The 18,403-nt window shown below is 63.8% G+C and carries 18 protein-coding genes; 9 read left to right on the top strand and 9 right to left on the bottom strand.

Annotation, left to right across the window (positions count from 1 at the left end; translation table 11 throughout):
- Positions 1-55: 55 nt before the first annotated feature.
- Positions 56-1,477, top strand: a complete 1,422-nt coding sequence (locus tag AC1RTQ_RS22075; protein WP_492878929.1) for a GGDEF domain-containing protein — start codon at positions 56-58, stop codon at positions 1,475-1,477.
- A 48-nt stretch (positions 1,478-1,525) separates the two neighbouring features.
- Here AC1RTQ_RS22075 and AC1RTQ_RS22080 read toward each other — a convergent pair whose 3' ends face one another.
- The 3 genes from AC1RTQ_RS22080 to AC1RTQ_RS22090 form a co-directional block, all read right to left on the bottom strand.
- Entirely contained in the window at positions 1,526-2,626 is a 1,101-nt protein-coding gene (locus AC1RTQ_RS22080) for a serine endopeptidase (protein WP_492878931.1), read from the bottom strand.
- A gap of 70 nt (positions 2,627-2,696) precedes the next feature.
- Entirely contained in the window at positions 2,697-3,554 is an 858-nt protein-coding gene (locus AC1RTQ_RS22085; RefSeq protein ID WP_302093012.1) for a DUF2145 domain-containing protein, read from the bottom strand.
- 21 nt (positions 3,555-3,575) lie between these two features.
- Positions 3,576-4,082 carry a hypothetical protein gene (locus tag AC1RTQ_RS22090; protein WP_492878933.1) on the bottom strand — a complete coding sequence of 169 codons (507 nt, stop codon included), beginning with the start codon at positions 4,080-4,082 and terminating at the stop codon, positions 3,576-3,578.
- A gap of 269 nt (positions 4,083-4,351) precedes the next feature.
- On the opposite strand from AC1RTQ_RS22090, the gene AC1RTQ_RS22095 reads away from it, so the two are divergent.
- A complete protein-coding gene (locus tag AC1RTQ_RS22095) occupies positions 4,352-5,044 on the top strand; it encodes a DUF3047 domain-containing protein (RefSeq protein ID WP_492878935.1) in 693 nt (230 codons plus the stop codon).
- Positions 5,045-5,054: 10 nt separating this feature from the next.
- Here AC1RTQ_RS22095 and AC1RTQ_RS22100 read toward each other — a convergent pair whose 3' ends face one another.
- Entirely contained in the window at positions 5,055-7,007 is a 1,953-nt protein-coding gene (locus AC1RTQ_RS22100) for an MFS transporter (RefSeq protein ID WP_492878937.1), read from the bottom strand.
- Positions 7,008-7,112: 105 nt separating this feature from the next.
- Complete coding sequence (locus AC1RTQ_RS22105) at positions 7,113-7,913, bottom strand: hypothetical protein (protein ID WP_492878939.1); 801 nt, start codon at positions 7,911-7,913, stop codon at positions 7,113-7,115.
- Positions 7,914-8,024: 111 nt separating this feature from the next.
- Between AC1RTQ_RS22105 and AC1RTQ_RS22110 the strand changes: the two genes are divergently transcribed.
- From AC1RTQ_RS22110 to AC1RTQ_RS22130, 5 genes are all read left to right on the top strand, one after another.
- A complete protein-coding gene (locus tag AC1RTQ_RS22110; protein ID WP_492878941.1) occupies positions 8,025-8,756 on the top strand; it encodes a helix-turn-helix domain-containing protein in 732 nt (243 codons plus the stop codon).
- Positions 8,757-8,955: 199 nt separating this feature from the next.
- Positions 8,956-9,360 (top strand): YXWGXW repeat-containing protein, encoded by a 405-nt coding sequence (locus AC1RTQ_RS22115; RefSeq protein ID WP_302093006.1) that lies wholly within the window; start codon positions 8,956-8,958, stop codon positions 9,358-9,360.
- A gap of 208 nt (positions 9,361-9,568) precedes the next feature.
- Positions 9,569-10,579 (top strand): Bug family tripartite tricarboxylate transporter substrate binding protein, encoded by a 1,011-nt coding sequence (locus AC1RTQ_RS22120; protein WP_492878943.1) that lies wholly within the window; start codon positions 9,569-9,571, stop codon positions 10,577-10,579.
- Between the two features lie 198 nt (positions 10,580-10,777).
- The gene (locus AC1RTQ_RS22125) at positions 10,778-12,241 is read left to right on the top strand and encodes an NAD(P)-binding domain-containing protein (RefSeq protein WP_492878945.1); all 1,464 of its coding nucleotides are present in this window, start codon (positions 10,778-10,780) and stop codon (positions 12,239-12,241) included.
- Between the two features lie 15 nt (positions 12,242-12,256).
- Entirely contained in the window at positions 12,257-13,411 is a 1,155-nt protein-coding gene (locus AC1RTQ_RS22130; protein WP_492878947.1) for a CMD domain-containing protein, read from the top strand.
- 238 nt (positions 13,412-13,649) lie between these two features.
- Here the strand turns inward: AC1RTQ_RS22130 and AC1RTQ_RS22135 are convergent, their stop codons facing one another.
- The 4 genes from AC1RTQ_RS22135 to AC1RTQ_RS22150 form a co-directional block, all read right to left on the bottom strand.
- Positions 13,650-14,900 (bottom strand): FIST signal transduction protein, encoded by a 1,251-nt coding sequence (locus AC1RTQ_RS22135; RefSeq protein WP_492878949.1) that lies wholly within the window; start codon positions 14,898-14,900, stop codon positions 13,650-13,652.
- A gap of 72 nt (positions 14,901-14,972) precedes the next feature.
- Positions 14,973-15,842 carry a PhaM family polyhydroxyalkanoate granule multifunctional regulatory protein gene (locus AC1RTQ_RS22140; RefSeq protein WP_492878951.1) on the bottom strand — a complete coding sequence of 290 codons (870 nt, stop codon included), beginning with the start codon at positions 15,840-15,842 and terminating at the stop codon, positions 14,973-14,975.
- A 127-nt stretch (positions 15,843-15,969) separates the two neighbouring features.
- On the bottom strand, positions 15,970-16,485 hold the full coding sequence (locus AC1RTQ_RS22145) for a copper chaperone PCu(A)C (protein ID WP_492878953.1): 516 nt from the start codon (positions 16,483-16,485) through the stop codon (positions 15,970-15,972).
- A 141-nt stretch (positions 16,486-16,626) separates the two neighbouring features.
- The gene (locus tag AC1RTQ_RS22150; RefSeq protein WP_492878955.1) at positions 16,627-17,028 is read right to left on the bottom strand and encodes a hypothetical protein; all 402 of its coding nucleotides are present in this window, start codon (positions 17,026-17,028) and stop codon (positions 16,627-16,629) included.
- Positions 17,029-17,143: 115 nt separating this feature from the next.
- On the opposite strand from AC1RTQ_RS22150, the gene AC1RTQ_RS22155 reads away from it, so the two are divergent.
- Both AC1RTQ_RS22155 and AC1RTQ_RS22160 read left to right on the top strand, forming a co-directional pair.
- Positions 17,144-17,803, top strand: a complete 660-nt coding sequence (locus tag AC1RTQ_RS22155; protein WP_492878957.1) for a glutathione S-transferase family protein — start codon at positions 17,144-17,146, stop codon at positions 17,801-17,803.
- A gap of 73 nt (positions 17,804-17,876) precedes the next feature.
- Positions 17,877-18,290, top strand: a complete 414-nt coding sequence (locus tag AC1RTQ_RS22160; protein ID WP_409811561.1) for a VOC family protein — start codon at positions 17,877-17,879, stop codon at positions 18,288-18,290.
- Positions 18,291-18,403: the final 113 nt, after the last annotated feature.

Genomic DNA, 18,403 nt, shown 5'->3' on the forward strand with positions numbered 1-18,403 from the left:
AATTCGCAAAGAGCCACTGAAGCAAGTTCCACGAAACGCTCGCGGCCCCTCTCTCATGACCGAAGCCTCCGCATCCAAGCCAACGCCGCTGCTGCAGACCGCTGCCCCCAAGACATGGGCAGCGGCGCTCGGGCTTGGGAGCCTGGTATTTCTCGCCGCCTTGCTAGGCATACTGGGGCGCCCCATGGGGTTTCTCTCGGCAATCTGGCCCGCAAACGCACTGCTGCTGGGCCTTTTGCTGCACCGCCCTGACTGGCTGCGCCCGAGCTCGGTGCTGGCGATTTCGGCAGCCTATATCGCAGCCGATCTGCTCACAGGCAGCCGGCTTGATGTGGCAATCCTGCTGAGCATCGCCAATATGGCCGGTGTGGGCGCGGCCTGGGCGCTGATGCACAGGCAGCGCCATGCCACTTTGTTCATGCAACGCCAGTCCTCCGCGCTGCTGCTGTTTGTGGGCAGCGGCCTGGGCGCACTGACGGCCGCACTGCTGGGAGCGCCGGTGCTGAGGGCCGTTTTCGGGATGCCGCACTGGCAGGCCTTTTCCATGTGGCTGAGCAGCGAATGGCTGAACTACATGATGTTTTTGCCCATTGTCCTGGCCTGGCCGACACGCAAGCAGCCAGTTGGGCATCTGGGCGAGCCCTCCCCCTTGCGCCGCATCCTGCCTTTGCTGTCTGTCATTGCGCTGGAAGCCATCAGCTACTGGATCAAAGGTCCCGGCTCGCTGGCGTTCTCGCTGCCGGCTCTCATATGGTGCGCGCTGAGCTATCGCATCTTCAGTCTGACTCTGATCACGGCAACACTTTGCCTGAGCAGCATCATTTTCATTTCGCTGGGAACGCTTGAATTCACACCCGCACATTTTCTGGAGACTTTGTCATTTCGCATGGGGCTATGCATGCTGGTGCTGGGCCCACTTGCGGTGGCAGGATCGCATATGGCGCGCAACGAGCTGATGCAAAAGCTCAGTCATGCCGTCAACCACGACTTTCTGACCGATATGCTGACACGCGGCGCCTTCATGAAGCAGGGGCAAAGAATACTGGAGCGTTGCCGCCAGGATGGCCAGCCCTTCGCCATTCTGATGCTGGATCTCGACCATTTCAAACAGATCAACGACGGCTTCGGCCATGCGGGAGGCGACCAATTGCTGCGCAGCTTCAGCCAGACGTTGACCCAGGTGCTGCGCGCTCAGGACATCGTGGGTCGCATGGGAGGCGAGGAGTTCGCCGTGGCTCTACCCAAGGTGGACGCAACCGCTGCCCAGGAGATCGCCAAGCGCATCAATCGCGCCATCCGGGAGCTGCGCGTGTGCCTGGATGACAAGATGATGAGCGCCACGGTCAGCATAGGCCTGGTCCATACCAGCCGACTGCAAGCGCATCAAAGCCTGGACCTGCTGCTGCAGCAGGCAGACCAGGCTTTGTATGAGGCCAAGGCCGCCGGGCGCGATTGCGTCGCGGCGCAGCTTCGCTGAGTGCGACACGCCACTGCGCCCCCGACCAGCCGGTAGCCCGGCCCACGGTCATCCGAGCTCGCCAGAGCCGGATGCGAGCGGTGCCGCCACCGCCGTGTCGGGACGCGGCAGCGTCTTGCTGGCTGCAGCGCCACAGCTATGACAAAAGCGTGAGAACGCGCTCTTGCGGGTATTGCAGCTGCCGCAATGGTCGAACAGGCCGATACCGCAATGGGGGCAGAAGTCGATCTCGGTGTTCTTGAGATCCACTGGACGCTCGCAACCCGGGCACACATTCTTGGACAGACGCTCCAGCGCCACGTCATAGCTCAGCTCCTCACGGCGCTGCTCTTCGGGCAAGGACTCCTGCAGCTTCTGCTTTTCCAGATAGCGGTTGAGCGCCAAAATGGCATATCGACCCAGCAGCACCGTCACCAAAATGCCCACTATGTAGCGCACATAGCCGCCGTAGTCGGGCAGATAAGGCACCAGCTCGACAAAGAAGGCGAACAGCGCAAAAAAGATAAAGCCCCAGACAAAGGGCCACCAGGTGCTCTTGCGCTTCTTGGCGAACAGCCAGCCCGCCACACCCAGCAGGGGCAGGGTGATGGCCAGGCGGAACAGAAACACGCGCAGTTCGCTGGCACGCATGGCGGCTTCATATTGGGGATAGGCCTGCTCGCGCAGACTGCTCATCTCCGCCTCGGCGTTGGAGACGGCCTGATTGGCCTCCAGATGGGTCTGTGCCTCTTTCTCGCGCTCCTGGCGGGCCATGTCCTCGGCCTGCTTGAGCGCATCAAGCGCCTTGCTGCGCGCGACCAGCTCGGCGTCCTGCTCGGGGCGCTCCGTCGCCCGGCGGGTCGCGACCCAGTTGTCAAAGGTGTCGCGCGCCGACTGATAGCGCGCGCGCTCGGCATCGAACTTGAGCTGAGCCCTGTCCAAAGCCTTCTGGGTCACGCCGGCCGTCTTCCGGGCCTGGTCGATTTCGGCCTGCACACGCTGTGCATCGGCCTGCGGAATAAAGGACTCCACCTCCAGCGAGCGATTAGGCTGCGGCAGATTGCCCACCACCAGTCCACCCAGACCGATCAGGAAGAAGGCAAACACCAGCGCCACCAGCCAGAGGCCGCGGCGAAACCATTTCTCAGGCAAACGCAGAGACTTGCTCATTTTCAATTACTCCAAAAACGTAGCACCATGCGCATACTCAGCAAGGCCTTGAAGCTAACAAGGCTCAAATTCACTGCACAGTACGCACGGCCGATGCCATTTGCGTGCGCTGCAGCCACTGGACCACGGAGTCCACGGTCACCGTCTCTATGCGGCTGGCAAAGCGCTTTTCATTCGGATGATCGTCAAACGCGATATTGGCAGCCGTCATGCGCCCGCCCATTCGCGAGAACGCCCGAATGATGAGCGCGCTGGGCTCATAGCCCTTGGACTGCAGCCAGGCCTGAGCCTGTGCGCGGTTCTGAATCGTTGCCGGCTCCATGGCAGCGGCCAGCGTCTCGGTCGCCCATTGGTTCGACTGCTGGTATTTGCTGCTCCAGACATAGCTGACCATGCTGTAGGGCTCGTTTTGCAGGCGCAGCACTGTGGGAGCGCTCAAGAACTTGAGCAGGGCCTGCTGCACCGCCGGCGTCGGGATCTGAATGGCGGCTTCGTAGCGCCACATATCGTCAAGAAAGAACTCGCCCAGGCCCTGGCGGTAGATATGGCCGGATGCAGTGCCGCACTCGTTGAGCTTGTGCGCCACGCGCCAGGGGCCGGCGGGTGTTCTATAAGCCCAGCCATAGTGCGAGTACTTGAGATCGTATTTGCTCAAGTCCTGCCCTTGCCGAGCCAGCAGCACGACCTGGGTGCCGTTTTTCTGAAACTCGGCATCCAGTGCCTTGGCGGTGCGCGCGGCCAGATTCAGCCCCTTGGCCATGACATCGGCAGTCAGCGGACGGGCCTCACAGCTGCGGCCAGCCTCTGCCGAGCCTGCCCAGGCAATCAGCGCGGCGCCCAGCGCCAGCACCACAGGGCCGGGAATGGGCATGCCAGTGCGTTGAGCGGGTGCCATGGCGTGTACAACGCTTGTCGGTTTCTTGATCATGCGAGCCTCCAGCTTCTTGAATTACAGACGCTCGTTGTGCATCAGCGCCTTGCCGATTTCATTGGGGATGAAGGCCAGCACCTTGCCTGCAGTGGACAGAATCACGCCGGCCGCCGTGGCGCTGGTCTCCACCACCGTGCCCACACCGACCGACAGGGCACCTGCGGCCTGGCCGGAGACCTTGACCACGGCCGAAGTGCCATCAGCCACATTCTTGAGCACATAGGTCACGCCTGTGGCACTGCCCTCCACCGCCTCAACGATCACGGATGCACCTGCCGCCGACAGAAACAGGGGTATTGCCACGACTTCCTCCGAAGCGCCACCCGATGCCACTGCAACCACCGATGCCACAGGCAGGGCCGACAGCACCAAAGAGGCTTCGCTCTGGGCGTGGACCGCACTGCCGCCCAGCAAGGCACAGGCCGTGCCCAGGGCGCACAGGCTGTTGCGAAGAGGACGGATAAAGGTCAGGACGTTGATCACAAATGGCTCCCGGTGGTTTTTGAAATGGACCGCGATTTGCATGCGGCGACGGACGAATCATCCATGCGCCCGAAACTTCGGCCCTGTGTTTTGTCAAAATCAGCAAGCGGCAGGTCTCGCAGTATCGCAAAGCGATACTTCCCGCCCGCTGCCAGCCCTCAATCCAGCTGCAGCTTGCACATCTTGCCCCACTCCCACGCCCACAACTTTCAAAAATCATCAGGCAATCCATGCGGCTTCACTCTCAGACCTTCGCCCTGCACAGACCTTCACGCCGGCAAAGCCGGCTTGCGACAGCGCTCGCCACGGCCATGTCCTCGCTAGCCGTCTCGGCACTGGCGCAGGGCAGCAGCATCCCCGCTTTTTCGCAGATGCCGCCGGGCCCGCTGGGCGGGCCCTGGCACTTTGCCACCCTGCCCAACAAGAATCCGACGGCATTCAATGTGGTGGAGCAGGATGGCGGTCATGTGCTGCGCGTGAGCACGCAGGACGCCTACGGCAATATGGTGCACGCCCTGCACCAGGCTGGCGCGCCCGATCTGCAGCTGCAGTGGCGCTGGCGCGTGGATCAGCTGATCGACAAGGCCGATATCAAAACCAGAGCCGGTGACGATGCGGCGCTCAAGCTCTGCGTGTCCTTCGACTTTGACAAATCGCAGCTGAGCTTTGGCGAACGGGCAAAGCTGCGGCTGGGCAGAATCAGCACTGGAGAGGACATTCCGGCCGAGACGCTGTGCTACGTCTGGGACAACAAGCAGCCCGTAGGGGCGGTCATGCACAACGCGTTCACGCATCGCATGCGCTATATCGTGCTGCAAAGCGGCAGCACGCACAAAGGCCAGTGGGTAACGGAGCAGCGCAATCTGACGTCCGACTATCTGCACGCCTTTGGCGACGAGTCCCAGGCCATGCCCACCATCATCGGTGTCACCGTCTCGGCGGACTCGGACAACACCCATGGAGAAGGACTTGCCTACATGGGTGATATCCGGCTCACTCCCTGATCATCCAACCTCAACGCCTAAGCAGTTCCGCCACGTTCTGCTGCAGCAGGGCTGGCGTGACCGCAGCCGCCGCCACTGGCTCGCCCACTTCCAGCCCCACGCGGTTGAACAGGCCGCGGCGCAGCGGCTTGACCATGGCCACATTCCTGCCGCCGCGCAGCTCGATGCGGCTGAAGTAGGAGCCCCAGAGATTGGTCAGCGCCATGGGAATGACGGGAACCTGCAGGCCGTCGTCTCGCGCGTGGTCGAGAATCTTCATGATGCCGCCCTTGAACGGCTGCAGCTGGCCGTCAGAGGTGATGCCGCCCTCGGGGAAGATGGCCAGCAGATCGCCCTCGCGCAGCACCTCGGCAGCACGTGCGAACGCGGCCTCATAGGTGGCTGGGTCATCCTTGTGGGATGCAATCGGAATCGCCTTGGCCAGCTTGAACAACCAGCCCAGCACCGGTGTCTGAAAGATGCGGTGATCCATCACGAAGTGGATGGGGCGCGGGCTGGCCGCCATGAGCAAGATGGCATCGACAAAGCTCACATGGTTGCAGACCAGCACGGCCGCGCCATCGCGCGGAATATGCTCGTCGCCACGCACCTTGAAGCGGTAGACAAAGTGGGTGATGACCCAGGCCACAAACCGCAGCAGATATTCGGGCACCAGCAGGAACACATAGAGCGCCACGATGGCGTTGGCGATGCCGGTGATCAGAAACACCTGGGGAATGCTGCAGCCTGCGGCCAGCAGGGCACCGGCCAGCACGGCCGAAGCGATCATGAACAGCGCGTTCAGGATGTTGTTGGCCGCGATGATGCGCGCGCGGTGCGTGGGCTGGCTGCGCATCTGGATCAGCGCATACATGGGCACGCTGTAGATGCCCGCCGACAGCGCCAGCAGGCCCAGGTCCAGCATCACGCGCCAGTGCTTGGGCTCTCCAAAAAAGGCGCTCACGCCCATCAGCTCTGAGGGCGGCAGGGAACGCGTGGCGAAGAACAGATCAATCGCGAACACGCTCATGCCGATCGCGCCCAGCGGCACCAGGCCAATCTCCACCTGTCGACGGCTGAACACCTCGCACAGCAGCGAGCCAATGCCTATGCCCACCGAGAAGATCACCAGCAGCAGCGATGCCACATGCTCGTCGCCATGCAGCACCTCCTTGGCAAAGCTGGGAAACTGCGAGAGGAACACCGCGCCGAAGAACCACATCCAGCTGATGCCCAGCAGCGAGCGGAACACCACGGGCTGCTGGCGTGCCAGCTGGAGGTTGCGCCAGGTTTCGGTAAACGGGTTCCAGTTGATCACCAGGCCCGGGTCGGTCGCCGGCGCGTGAGGAATGAACTGCGCGCAGATGCGGCCCACGACCGCGACGGCCACGCAGGCCATGGCGACCTGCATATGACCGACCTCGGGCACGGCGATCAGCAGGCCGCCGGCGACCTGACCCAGCAAGATGGCGACAAACGTGCCCATCTCCACCATGCCGTTGCCGCCCGTGAGCTCCCTGTCGTTGAGCACCTGGGGCAGGTAGGCAAACTTGACGGGGCCGAACAGCGTGGAGTGCAGTCCCATAAGGAACACGCACAGCAGCAGCACCGGCACATTGGCCTGAATGAAGCCCCAGGCCGCGATCAGCATGATGGCGATCTCGAGGTTCTTGACCAGACGGAACATGCGGGTCTTGTCCCACTTGTCGGTCAGTTGGCCCGAAGTGGCCGAAAACAGCAGATAAGGCAGGGTGAACAGCGCACCGATCACCAGGCCCGCCATGGAAGGCGGCAGCCACGAGACGCTGAGCTGATAGGTGACCATCACCGTGAAGGCGAACTTGAAGAGATTGTCATTGCCCGCGCCGGCAAACTGCGTCCAAAAGAACGGCGCAAAGCGGCGCTGGCCCAACAGGGCAAACTGGTTGGGGTGGGCATGCTGCTGTGCAGCGGCGGCCGTATGCACGGTCGGCGTGGAATTCATGGATCTCTCCCTGTGGCGCTGCTGGCATTGTGCCAACTTGCCCGGATTTTTTTGTAGGTTTTATGCCGCTGGCGCTTGATGAACATGCGCCAGCCGCTATGAATATTACGACTCGCGCCACTGCTGCAAGGCACGCAGCACAGGCCATGCGGCGGCGGCAGCCACCCAGTGCTTGAGACTGTGGCCGGAGATTGCGTGCGCGGTCACATCAAATACATCGCCGTCCGACAATTCCAGCAGCTTGGCCACGAGGTACAGACCGATCACCCAGCCCAGCCCCACGGGCAGTGCATGACGATGCGGCGCCACAAAAGCCAGCCACAGGAGAATGAGCATGCCGCCGCCCTGCACCAGCACCCAGGGCAGCACGTTGCTGGTCTGCGCCCAGACTGCCACGCTGACGGGCGCCGCCACCAGCAATATCCCGGCAGTGATGCGGGCGCTGATGTCGTCAATGCGCGTCTGCACCGCCAGACCCAGCAAGCCGGCGAAAGCCAGGCTCATGCCCAGCCGGTCCCAGACCAGGCTCGAGTCCTGAGGCGCCCAGTGATACCAGGCCGAGCCCGCCCCCGAGCACAGCAGGCCCGCAAAGAACAGAGCGCACAAGGCACGCGCCGTGCCATTGAGCTTCTGATAGTCGGCACGCCACAGAGCAAGCCCGCCCGCCAACCCGGCCAGCACAAACCCCAGATTGCTCAACACATCGGCCGCATGCGGCAGGCCCAGCCAGCCGCGCCGGTCGGCAAAGGCGTGATAGTGCTCGGGCTGGGCCATGCCGGGCATCAGCAGCGCCAGCGTGAACAGCAAGGCCATGCCCCCAAACAAGGCAAAGCGCTGCTCCAGCGTGCCCGAGGTCTCGGGGCTCGCCATTTCCACGGCCGCGATCGGTGAGTTGTGCAGTTGCATGGTGCTTCCTGTGTGTGTTTGCCGCGCAGTATGAAAATCCGCCGCTTCAACGGCATCAATCTTCTAAACTTGCGCCATATCGCTGCACTGCCAGTACTACCAACCGATACCATGAGCACGACTGCCGATCTCGTCACCGCCATCAAGAAAGAACTCAAGGCCGCGCAGATGACCTATGCCGACCTGGCCCAGGCCATAGACATGGCCGAATCCAGCGTCAAGCGCATGCTGGCCAAGGGCGACATGCCACTGTCGCGCATCGACGAGATCTGCCGCGCCCTGCACCTGGACTTTGCCGACCTCGCGCGCAATGTGGCCGACAGCCGGCCGCTGCTGCAGCAGATCACGCGCGAGCAGGAGGTTGCCGTGGTTGCCGACCGCAAGCTGCTGCTCACGGCCATCTGCGTGCTCAGCCAGTGGACGCTGGAGCAGATCGTCGCCACCTACCGCATCAGCGAGCCCGAGGGCATCGGCTATCTGGCGCAGCTGGACCGCATCGGCATCATCGAGCTGCGTCCCGGCAACCGCTACAAGCTGCGCCTGGCCAAGACCTTCCGCTGGCAGACCAACGGCCCGGTGATGGACTTCTTCCGCGAGAACGCCGTGCTGGACTACTTTGGTGGCACTTTTGCCGGCGAGGACGAGACCATGCTGCTGGTGCATGGCTCCGTCGCCCCAAGCCTTGCGCCCAGCTTCGTGGAGCGCATTCAGCGCATCGGTCAGGACTTTTCGCAGCAGCATCTTCAGGATCAGCGCCTGGGCTCCAACAAGATCGAGGGCTACACCCTGGTGCTGGGCATGCGCAAATGGGAGCTGCCTGCCTTTGCGGCCTTGCGCAGGTAGACCATCACTCCCAAATATGTAGCTAAATGCGCTTGCTGTATCTGCATCAGCCGCCAGTTTTATACATTCTTCACCAAGCAGACACACAAGATTGCAAGACTTCGCACAGCGGCAACCCACGGTTGACGCTGGCCTTCCAACATGGAGCCCAAGGGATGCCTGAACCACCGGCAACCCGCTACCCATGAAGGAGGCGTACATGCTGACAATCCGCAACACCATCCATACCGTCGCTGCCGCAGGCGCACTCGCCTTGCTGGGCTTTGCCGGTAGTGCACAGGCCCAAAGCGCTTACTGGGCGGGTGCCGGCCAGGGCACCTATGTGAACGTGCAGTTCAACGCACCGCCCCCGGTCCGCTATGAAGCCGTGCCCGCTCCGCGCCGTGGCTATGTCTGGGCTCCTGGTTACTGGGAGCCGCGCGGCCATCGCCATGTCTGGCGCGCCGGCCACTGGGTGCAGAACCGCCCCGGCTATGTGTACCGCCAGCCCGTCTGGGTACAGCACGGCAAGCGCTGGGACTACCGCGCCAGCCGCTGGGACAGGGACGGTGACGGCGTACCCAACCGCCATGACCGCAACCCCCACAACCCCTACCGTCGCTAAGCCGCTTAGACGATTGAGGTACTGATCGCTCCCTCCGCTGGCCCTCCGAGTCATCACTTTCCAGCGGATTTCAGCCCATGTCTCGCAAGAGAACTGGGCTTTTTTGCATTAACCCCACGAGCTTAATGCTGCATAAGCATATAGAAGCAAAGCATTAAATTACGGACACAATTCACAGCATTCAAGGCTCCTCTGGACAAGTCCCATCATGCGTTTGCTGCCCCGTTTCATCTCCGGTCTTGTTGCCACAGCAGCGGCCTCCGCCCTGTTTCCCCTGGCCAGCCAGGCGGCCGACCCCGGCGCCGCCAGCTATCCGCACCAGCCCATCACCATGATCATGGGCTTTAACGCCGGATCGGGTGTGGATGTGATCGGCCGCGTGGCGCAAGAGCCCCTGGGCAAGATTCTGGGCCAGCCCGTCATCATCGACTACAAGAGCGGCGCCGCCGGCAATATCGGCAGCGAGTTCGTGGCCCGTGCCAAGCCCGATGGCTACACCATCTACTTCGGCACCGCCGCCACCCATGGCAGCAATGCCGCGCTGTACAAGAAGCTGCCGTTCGACGTGGAGGCCGACTTCGTGCCCGTCGCTCCGCTGGTGGACGTGGCCAATGTGCTGACCATCAATCCCAATGTGATCAACGTCAAGAACCTCAAGGAGTTCGTGGACGAGGTCAAGGCCCACCCCGGCAAGTACAACTACGCCTCCACCGGCAACGGCGCCGGCACCCACATGGCGTTTGCCGAGTTCAACTCGCGCCTGGGCCTGGACATGGTGCACGTGCCCTACAAGGGCGGCCCCGAAGCCATCACCTCGGTGCTGCGCGGCGAGACCTGCTGCATCATGAACCAGGTGCAGACCGTGCTGAGCCACTACAAGGCCGGCAAGGTGCGCCTGCTGGGCGTGACCACGTCCAAGCCCGTGGAAGCCGTCAAGGAAGTGCCCACCATTGCTGCCAGCGGCCTGCCCGGCACCAAGGGCTTCAACAGCTCCATCTGGTTCGGCATCTTCGCGCCCAAGGGCACGGACCCGGTCATCATCAAGAAGCTCAATCTGGCCGTCAACGACGTGCTCAAGCAGCCCGAGGTGCGCGAGCGCTTTGTCTCCCAGGGCAACACCATCCGCGAAGAGACCCCCGAGCAGTTCAAGAAAACCGTGCATGAAGACCGCATCAAGTGGGCCAAGGTGGTCAAGGATGCCAAGATAAGTATTGACTAACACCCCCTGAGCGGCCCTGCCGCTCCCCCCTCTGTCTACGCGCTGCGCGCCAAGGCAGAGGAACGACACCCTCGGTGCAGGGCGGCCCGTCCTCGGTGTCTCTCGCTTGGTCCTGCTTCGAGTTCAAGCAGTGTTAAGTTATCGGTGTTTGTTTGATGCGTCTGCGGCTCAAGCCTCAGGCGCTTTTGGGTTTTAGCTATGTCAATTTCACCTTCTACGACAGCCGCCGCCACGGGGCTTGCAGCGCTGGAAGAGCGCCTACGTGACGACTTCGTCACTCTGGGCTGGCCTGCCAAGGCCTGGATTCCGGCCTCCATGCGCAAGGGACTGCCGGTGCATGACGTGCTCGTCATCGGCGCCGGCCAGGCCGGCCTCGCGCTGAGCATGGCGCTGCAGCAGGTCGGCATCAAGCCTGTGCTGCTGGACAGGTCCGCGCCGGACTTCGAAGGCCCATGGGCCACCACGGCGCGCATGGAAACCCTGCGCTCGCCCAAGGAGCTGACCGGCCCCGCCATGGGTGTGGCAGCCCTGTCCTTTCGCGCCTGGTTCATCGCCCAGTTCGGTCTGGATGCCTGGACGGCGCTGGACAAGATCCCGCGCCTGCAGTGGATGGACTATCTGCGCTGGAACCGCCGCGTGACCAACGCCGATGTGCGCAACGGCCATGAAGTCATTGCCGTGCGCCCGCAGGCCGATGGCGTGGTGGAAGTCGATGTCAAGGCCAATGGCGTGACCGCCACCTGGCAAACCCGCCGCCTGGTGCTGGCCACGGGCCGCGACGGTCTGGGCGGTGCCACGGTTCCCGCCTTCATGCGGGGCGTGGACAGGAAGTTCTGGGCCCATTCCTCCGACGCCATGGACTACGCCACGCTGGCGGGCAAGCATGTGGGCGTGGTCGGCGCCGGAGCGTCGGCCATGGACAGCGCCGCGACGGCTCTCGAACACGGCGCAGCCAGCGTGGACATGCTGATCCGCCGCCAGCAACTGCCGCTGGTCAACAAGTCCAAGGGCTCGGGAGTGCCCGGCCTGACGCATGGCCAGTACCTGCTGCCCGATGCCTGGAAATGGCGCATCCGCCACTACATCAACGCCCAGCAAGTGCCGCCGCCGCATGGCAGCACGCTGCGCGTCTCGCGCCATGACAACGCCTTCTTCAACCTGGGCTGCGCCGTGCAGGCGGTGGAGAAAGCGGGCGACAAGCTGCAGGTGCAGACCTCGGCCGGCGTGTTCGTGCTGGACTTTCTCATCGTCTCCACAGGCTTTGCCATCGACTGGAGCCTGCGTCCCGAGTTTGCCGACATTGCGCCGCATGTGAAGCTGTGGAACAGCCGCTTCACGCCCGAGGCCGGCGATGAAGATGCCGAGCTGTCGGCATCGCCCGATCTGGGGCCGCTGTTCGAGTTTCAGGGCGACCTTCCCGGTCTCGACCGGATTCACTGCTTTTGCTATCCCGCTGCACTCTCGCACGGCACGGTGTCGGGCGATATTCCCGCCATCAGTGACGGAGCGCGCAAACTCGCGCAAGGTCTGGCCTCGCTGTTCTACCTGAACGATATCGAGCAGCACTTTGCCAAGCTCAAGGCCTATGCCGAGCCCGAACTGGACGGCACGGAATGGACCGCCGCCGACAGCGCTGCGCGCATCCGGCAGCTGCAACCCTAAATCAAGAGACTTCGCATGACAGACACCATCGACCGACTGGCCGGCCTCGAACAGGGCAGCCCCACATTCACCACCCGCCACGAGCGCGAAAAAGTCGCTCTGGCCACCCAGGCCTGCGAAGACCTGCTGCTGGGCAATCAGCTGGACAGCGATCTGACCCAGGCCGAGCGCCTGGTGCTGGCCGCCGAGCAGGCCCGCGTCAGCGGCGTGAACGTGCTGGAAGCCGAATACCGTGCACGCGCCCAGGCCCTGGGTGATGCCATCACGCCCGAGCTGCGCGCCATCCTCGATCAGCCCGGAGCGCAGACCGGCAATGCACGCCTCGATGCCATGCTGCACTTTGTGCGCACGCTGGCCCTGAACCCAGCCCAGAGCGATCAGGCTGCGCTGCTGGCCATTCCTGCCGCCGGTCTGTCGCTCAACGACACCGTGCTGCTGGCCCAGCTGATCGGCTTTGTGGCCTACCAAGCCCGCCTGCTGGCGGGTGTGAAGGCCATGGGCGAGCTGGGCGGCGTGACCGAGGCGCCTGCCGCCCAGCCTGCCGATGCTGCGCCATTTGTTCACCCCGCCAACCTGCCGCCGCCCGGCGAGCCGCTGCGCCGCAACGGCTTTACCAGCGAGACGCTGGACTGGAAGGCCTGGCTGCAGGTGCTGGACCCCGACACCGCCACGCCCGAGCAGCAGCAGGTGCTGGAGGTCAGCCACCCCAAGGCCAAGAGCATGGACTTCTACCTGCTGCTGGCCCGCCAGCCCCAGGTGCTGCTGGAGCGCTCCCAGGCCTTCAACGCCATCATGTATGCGCCCGGTGGCCTGTCCCGCGCCGAGCGCGAAGTGGCGGCAACTGCCGTTTCTCGCTCCAACGGCTGCGTGTACTGCGCATCGGTGCACGCACAGCGCTTCGAGCAGTTGGCCAAGCGCAACGATGTGATGGCCCAGCTGTTTGACGAGCCCGACACCGCCGGCACCAATGCCCGCGAGCGCGCCATCATCCAGGCCTCCCTGGCACTGACGCGTGCGCCGGGCAGCTTTGGCAAGCAGAATCTGCAGCCGCTGCGCGATGCCGGTCTGTCCGATCTGGAAATTCTGGACATGCTGCACTCGGCCGCACTGTTTGGCTGGGCGAACCGCCTGATGCTGAATCTGGGCGTGGAGCTGTATTCAACCCCCTGAGCGGCTTTGCCGGGGCGGCCCCGCCGCCTCCTCTTTTCTCGGCGCGCTGCGCGCTACGGGAGGGGGACGACAGCTTCGCTGCGCGGCGGCGCTTGCTTGCCATGTCTTTGTGGGGCTGCGCCGGTTTCGGGGCCGCCCATATTTTTGATAGCTGCCTGCGCCTTCCAGCTATGGATTTCAGCATCAATTGATGCTGAAATCCTTTTAAATAAAGCGATAGCAGCTATCGAATTTAAAGCTATTTGCCGGTAAACACCGTCAGCACGCCGGCCAGCTGATGCACATGCGCATCCATCAGCTGGGCCTCGGCCACCAGGCCGATCAGAGGCACCGGCCCCAGCGCATGGCGCAGCAGCTTGAGCTCGGCATCGGCGCCGCCAAACAGCTCGCTGCCCCGCCCCTTGCTGCTCACATAGATGGCACCGCGTATATGCTGCGGCACGGCCGCTTCGGCGATGGTTTCGGGGCCGGCATCGGCAAAGTCGGGCTGCAGCGCATCTTTGAGGGCCGCGCCCATCTGCATCAGCTCATGGCGTGCCGCGCTGCTCTGGCGCTGGCAGAAGATCACCGTATGTTCGGCCTCCACGGGCGACGACAGCGCAACGCCCTGACGTACCGGATCCAGCCCCACGATATGCAGCACCTGGGCCTCGTCGGTCAGCGCGCCTCGCTCCAGGCCCCGGCCCAGCGGGGCAATCGCGGCCTGGGTCTTGCGCAGCTGCGACAACGCCGCCTGCCAGCCGCCACCAGCGCTGGGGCTGGCTTCCACATCCAGCATCTGCAGCAAGCGGGGCAAGGCGGGCTCGCCTTCCAGCTCCAGCACCACCGGGCCTCTGGCATCGGTAATCGCAAGTCCCCCGCCCAAGGGCGCACAGCCCTGGGCCAGCCTGGAGAGGCAGGCCACGTCGGCATCGAAGGCCACCCCCGAAAAGCCGGCATGAAAGATGCCGACGCTGGCCTGGGCACGCAAGCGGGGCAGATCTTCGGCGCGGCAGGCGAACTGCACGCCCTGCTCGCTGCTGAGCGCCCCGAACAGATTTCCCGAGCTGATGCGCTCGGACAGCTCCAGCAGCAGCTCTGCCAGATCGGGCTGGTCGATGCTGGAGTGCACCAGGGCCGAATGCGCTTCAAATCCGGCTTCGGCGCCGCTTTGCGCCAGCGGCGCGACACCGGAGTAGACGCGGTAATGGGCGGCGGGCAGGTCGAGCAGCATCACCGCCAGCGAGGAACTTTCGGAATACTCATGCTCCATGGCCAGCACGGCATGGCCGGAGCTGCCCACCCAATCCGTGACCTGGGGCAGCTCGCGCGCCAGCAGCGCCAGCAGTTGCTGCGCATGGGGCACCAGGCCCTGGGCGATATAGATCAGACCCAGGCGGTGCGGCAGCAGCGACTGGCGCAGCAGTTGCTCGCGCAGTTGCAGCACGACTTGCTCTGCCGCAGTGCGCCAGTCTTCATGAGCGGCATGAGCGACGGGAAACAGTGACATAAGCCCTCCTGTTCTTGCTGGAGCGTGGATGCCTTGCAACCACGATTTTCCACCTTGGCGGGAAGGGTTTGCTCAGGGCTTGCGCGAGGTAGCAGAGGTTTTGGCTGCCGTCTTTTTGGCGGCAGGCTGCTTGGAAGCCGTTTTTTTAGCGGCTGCCGTCTTGCTGGCTGCCGTTTTGGGCTGACCGGTCTTGACCGCCGCCTTGCGTGCAGGCCTGGGCTCGGCTGCCGCAGCGCTCTGTGCCGCACTTTTTGCTGCAGCTGCAGCGCCAAGACCGCCTGCCTGTGCCATCACCTTTTCCATGGTGGACTTGGCAAAACCGCTGGCCATCTCGGTCGCGCGCTGGGCAGCGGCCAAGGTCTCGGGGGGAACAGGCTCTGCCATGGCCTTGGCCGCAATCTGCTGGAACTGCTGGGTCAGAGCTCCCCACCATTGCATGGCCTGGCTCAAGGCAGCCTGGGAAGGCCGCTCGGCCTGGGCCTTGGCATCCGCCTCGCTCGCGGCGGGCTCTGCCTCGGGCTCCGACACTGGCGCCGCTGATGGCTCTGGGGCTTCCGCCCTGGCCGAGGCGCTGTCCATGGGCCAGCCGGTATTGCCGGTCGCAGCGGGCTCGGCCTGCGCTGCACCGGGGAAAGGAAAGGACTTGGCCAGCTCGCTCATGCTGACATTCATGTCCTTGAGCGTGGACAGCGTCATGCGCTGCACTTCCAGCGCCTGGATCGTGGCAGCCAGGGCGCGGCTGTTTTGCTCCAGCCAGAACTGCACGGCCTTGAGCTCGGCAATGCGCTTGTCCACCTCCTCCACGCTCACCGTGGGAGCCACCCATTGCGGCACGCGGCCCAGGGGATTGGCCGCAGCGCCAGCGCTTTGCGCCAGCCCCTGCAGAAAGTCAAAGCCGGGAATGAATTTGCCGAAACCAAATGCCGATGCGTCACCGCTCATAGTGCTCTCCACTGCAGGGATGGATACCAGAATCCGCATCCGGACAGGGCCGGATGCGGAACTAGCTTACTGCACTTGCGATGTTTGCTGCAAACAAGGGAGCAGGCAGCAACCCTGGCTCAGGGCCTCAATGCTGATGCGCACCATGACCCATGTGCTGATGCCCGGCACCGGCCGCCGCTGGGGCCGTCGCACGCACCGGCAGTTCCAGGCTCAGGCGCGAGAGGGCGCCCTTGGCATCCTTGAACACCAGGGTCACGGGCACCTGGCTGTCCTTGACCAGCGGGGCCTTGAGCTGCTGCAGCATCAGGTGATAGCCGCCGGGCTTGAGATCCACCGCTACGCCCTGGGGCAGATCCAGCGACTCGATGGCGCGCATGCGCATCACATCGCCCTCCATCTTCATCTCGTGCACCTCGGCCACAGCGGCGGCCGTGGTTTCCACACCGACGAGCTTGAGCGGCTCCTGGGCCGTCAGGCGCATAAAGGCCCCCGAAGCCTGCTGACCCGCCACGCTGGCGCGGGCCCAGGCATTTTCAACCTTGACATAGGCAGCATCGGCATGAGCCCAGGCGGCACCGGAAACCAGCAGCGAGCTGACCAGCGAACCCAGGGCCATCACGGTAAAACGACGCATATTCATGAAACCATCTCCATTCAAAAATTCAGTCTGGACTTACGCAAACAAGGGTGCATCAGGATGATTTCCTTGAAACAAAGCCCTTGCTTGAGCCTGTTTTGCATAAGTCGTGTCCATCTCAAAGCGACCTGAAGCGCCTGAGCATCAAGCGCCTTCAGCCATGTTTTTCAGGGTTTCAAAGGGCGGCGCACGTACCGGCGGCAGGGTGGAGACAAAGGCTCTGTGAGCGACATCGGCCCAAGGCCGGGCATCGACAACGGCGCGGTGAATGCCCGGATCTGACCGCTGCGCGGGCGGCGGCGCCAGCAGCGGCAGGCACAGCGCGCAATCGAGCCCATGCACAGTGGCGGCATCGTCGCTGGCGGGGCTGGGCACCCAGTGGGTGCTGCCGCCGGCCGTGCATACGGCCTCCCAGCCGGCAGGCGGCGTGGCCCGCGCCCAGGGCGTGAGCACGCTGACCAGCAGCACGCACAACCACGCACCCAGCACCCGGCGCGCCAGCAGAGCTGCCGGTCGGTGCCGAGGATGGAATGAGCGCCATTGCATGGAGCGATTGTAGAAGCCGGCCCGCTATCCGGTTGGCGACGCAGGGCTTGCGCCACTTGCCTCTACGATCACTGGCCACGTATACCTATTCACAACCACCGATCAGGAGACAAGCATGCTGACTTTGTGCGGATTTTCGGCCAGCAACTACTACAACAAGGTCAAGCTGGCCTTGATGGAAAAGCAGATTCCCTTCGCCGAGGAGCTGGCCTGGCTGGGCAGCACCAACCCCGAGGAATCACCGCTGGGCAAAGTGCCGTATCTGCGCACCCAGCATGGCGCCATCAGCGAGTCCGACGCCATCATCGAATATGTGGAAACACTGTCCAACAAGGTGCCGCTGTTGCCCGCAGATCCGTTTGCTGCCGCCAAGGTACGTGAGCTCTGCGTCTATCTGAATCTGCACCTGGAGCTGGTGGCGCGCAACCTCTATCCCCAGGCCTTCTTCGGCGGCAAGATCAGTGACGGCGCGCGCGACAAGACGCTGGAGCAGCTGAAAAAGAACATTGCAGCCTTTGCCAAGCTGGCCCGCTTCGATACCCCGTTCATCGCGGGCGACCGCTTCACGCTGGCCGACTGCAGCGCCATCGTGCACCTGCCCCTGGTCAGCAGCGCCTGCAAGATCGTGGGCGGCAGCGACTTGCTGGCCGAGCTGCCGGTGCGCGACTATCTGGCGCGCATGAGCGAGCGCCCCACAGTTCAGAAGGTCAACGCCGACCGCAAGAGCAATACCGAAGAGCTGATGGCACGCGTGCAGGCCAAGGCTGCGCGCTGATGCGCGCAGGGCCTGGTCCAGCCTGGCCTAACCTGGCCGGACCGGGCCCGCTGATGCTACGCTTGAGACCATCATGCAAAGCGCTTTTCATCTCGCCTACCACGTGACCGATCTCGACCAGGCCCGCCGCTTCTACGGCGGCGTGCTGGGCTGCCGCGAGGGTCGCAGCACCGAAACCTGGGTCGACTTCGACTTCTTCGGCCACCAGATCTCCCTGCATCTGGGCCAGCCCTTTGCCGTAAGCAACACCGGCAAGGTCGGCAACCATATGGTGCCCATGCCCCACCTGGGCGTGATCCTGCTCAAGCCCGACTGGCTGGCCCTGGCCGAACGCCTCAAGGCCGCCGGCACGGCCTTCATCCTGGAGCCGCAAGTGCGCTTCGAAGGCGAGCCCGGAGAGCAGTGGACGATGTTCTTCACCGACCCCTGCGGCAACCCGATCGAGGTCAAGGGGTTTGCCCACTGGGACGCGGTTTACGAGCACTAATCCCCCTGAGCCGCTTCGCGTCTTGCCCCGAAGGGGACGACCTTGGCTGCGGGGCGGCCCTTGCTGGCCGTCACGCGCCAGGACTGCGCCTGGACTGCACCAGCAGCGATCAA

Source organism: Comamonas sp. GW821-FHT11H03 (assembly GCF_058807955.1).